2 protein-coding genes and 2 pseudogenes are annotated in these 2,492 nt (G+C 64.2%); 1 reads left to right on the top strand and 3 read right to left on the bottom strand.

Annotated elements, in window-relative coordinates; all coding sequences use genetic code 11:
* Window positions 1–70 precede the first annotated feature (70 nt).
* Window positions 71–859 (top strand): annotated as a pseudogene (locus tag ACH4J0_RS43045) (site-specific integrase); the annotation flags it as partial.
* Window positions 860–997: 138 nt separating this feature from the next.
* On the opposite strand, the gene ACH4J0_RS43050 reads toward ACH4J0_RS43045, so the two are convergent.
* From ACH4J0_RS43050 to ACH4J0_RS43060, 3 genes and pseudogenes are all read right to left on the bottom strand, one after another.
* Entirely contained in the window at window positions 998–1,411 is a 414-nt protein-coding gene (locus tag ACH4J0_RS43050; RefSeq protein ID WP_396246640.1) for a DUF6896 domain-containing protein, read from the bottom strand.
* A complete protein-coding gene (locus tag ACH4J0_RS43055; RefSeq protein WP_396246641.1) occupies window positions 1,408–2,292 on the bottom strand; it encodes a polymorphic toxin-type HINT domain-containing protein in 885 nt (294 codons plus the stop codon). Before ACH4J0_RS43055 ends, ACH4J0_RS43050 begins: the two co-directional genes overlap by 4 nt.
* Window positions 2,293–2,305: 13 nt before the next feature.
* Window positions 2,306–2,492 (bottom strand): annotated as a pseudogene (locus tag ACH4J0_RS43060) (hypothetical protein); the annotation flags it as partial.

A 2,492-nucleotide genomic window follows, 5' to 3' on the forward strand; every position in this document is an offset into this window, starting at 1 on the left:
GAGTTCGAACGGATCATCAGCAAGACACGAGCCGAAGCCCGTCAGGAGGCCAAGGCCGCATAGCGGAGGACTCCACGGTTACAGGGGATTGACACTGGAGCATGCCGTGCGTGAGGAGGAGATCCCGCGCAGCGTCGCCCGCAACGTCCGCACTGGGACACCCCGCCTCCGCCGATTCGATCCCCTCACCGCTGCTGAAGCCCGCGCCTTCCTCGCCGCTACCTCTGGTCACCGGCTGCACGCACTGTTCGAACTCGCCCTCCGCACCGGACTCCGCAAGGGAGAACTCCTCGGCCTGCGCTGGGAAGACCTCGACCTCGACGCCGGCACTGCCACCATCCGGCGCACCCTCCAACGCACCAACAGCAGTGGCCTGACCACCCTGCCCACCAAGACCATCAACTCCGAACGCCGTATTGCTCTCCCAGCAGACTGTGTCGCCTCGCTGCGCGCCCACCGCGCCCAGCAGGCCCAGGAGAAGCAGAGTGCGGGAGCGAACTGGAGGGAAAGCGGCCAGGTCTTCACCCGGCCCGACGGGCACCTCATCGAACCCGCCACCCTCACCCGTCACTTCAAGGTGCTGCTCCGCCGCTCTCGCCTCCGGGCGATCCGGTTCCACGACCTGAGGCACTCGACCGCGACACTCCTCCTGGAGCAAGGCGTCGAACTCGTCGTCATCAAGGAACTCCTCGGCCACGCCCACATCGGCGTCACCGCCACCGTCTACGCACACGTCCGACTCCGCCTCCAGCGCGACGCCATCGACCTCCTCAGCCGCGCCCTCCGCAGTCCTTCGGAAGCCACCGCCAAGCCCAACGACGATGATGATCCGCCGCTTTGTGCAGCCCTCGTCCGTTGACGTTGCCGTCAAACGTTGCCGTCAAACGACTGCGAGGCCCCACCGGATTCCCGGTGGGGCCTCGCAGCACATGCGCCCTGAAAAACCATTCACGAGTTCGGGGCGCCTGTCAGACTGGATGCGCAGTCCAAATGCTCGCTACTCCGTGTACCTCAAGGAGAACCAACCCGCGAGCGGCTCGCCAAGCGCTCCTTCAGCAACCATCTGACGGCATTTATGGGTCAATTCCTCATAAGTTCCGAGAGGCTCGCCTCCTCGACTCAGTGAGAACCTTCGAATCCGCCATGAATCAAAGACCTCAGTGCCATCAGTCAGGAAATCGACGTCAACCTCACAGCCGTTCGCTTCGGTAAACAAGCAACCATTCCCATGAACGCTGTACGTGATGCCGCCATGAAGGGATCCCGACCTCCCCATCTCGCGCGCACGCACACGCTTAATGACGAGGGCTAGCGCGGATCCCTGGTCAGGACCGCCCTCCCCGACGATCGCCCGCACCCGAGCTAGGGCATCGAGATACCCCTCCACCTCCGCTGAGACGTCGTTTGTCACCTGAACCCCGGCTTCTTGTAGCGGTTAACAAGCTTATCTGGACCGACTTCAGCCCAAGCGCTGGCCACTTCGTCGATACCGCCCGGATACTGAGCTAGTAGCTCTTCCTCGGACGCAATCCGATACGGGACGTTGATTCCTGCCCGCTTAGCGGCAGCAACCCGGTGGTGACCATCCAAAACGAACAGGTCATCGCCGCTCTTCGCGACCTTGATCGGATCACCCTGCCAGCCATTCTCCTTCATTGAAGCCGCCAGATTATCGACGTTTCGCTTCGATGCGTTACCCGAAAGCGCCTCTGTCCGCTTAAGGCTGTAAGGATCAGCCTCGCCGCAATTGTGGACCAGGACCGGTGTGGCCCCCGCCAGCACATAGTACGTGTGAAGGACGGCAACGCTGAGGTCGCGGGCCTCCTGCGGCTGGGTCTCGTAGTTACGGGTGGCCTCGACGGTGAGGAGTGCGCCGTCGGCTGCGCGAAGCTGGTCGCCGACCTGGACGTCGGCGGCGTTGGTCCAGCGCTGTGTGGTCTCGTCCCAGTAGGGGTGGTGCTGGGTCGAGGTGATGGTGTCGGACGGCTTCGAGCTGGAGCCGAGCGTCAGGTCGGTGAACTGCCGGTCGTCGGGGGTGACGATGGTGGCGGTGACGGGTTCGGCGGTGGTGGTGTCGGTTTGTGGGTCGGTGGACTGGACGTTGTCGCCTGGTTTGACGTCCTTGATTGGTTTGGTGGTGCCGTCGGCGAGTAGGACGGGTGTGTCGGGTTTGAAGCTGTGCTTGCCGCCGGTCAGGCAGCTGCCGGCAATCTGTTCGGCTTCGCGGGCGGCCTTGGATTCCGCGCGCCAGGTCTTGAAGCCGTCGTAGAGCTCGCTGGCGAGGCGTTTGATGGTCTTGGCGAGTTCATAGGCCTTGCCCCAGTGGAGGGCGTACTTCTCTGTGCTTCCCGCTGTAGTTCGGCCGGTTCTCCTCCCCGGCGCGGCGGCGGGTGCGAGCGAGGGTGCCGTCGATCAACACCACCTCGCCACCCGATCGGGTGACCTTCTTCAGCGCCCGCTCCAGGCGCGGGGCGCGGGCGGCGAGCAGGGCG

Origin of the sequence: Kitasatospora sp. NPDC017646 (assembly GCF_044329365.1) — a bacterium.
GTDB lineage: Bacteria > Actinomycetota > Actinomycetes > Streptomycetales > Streptomycetaceae > Kitasatospora.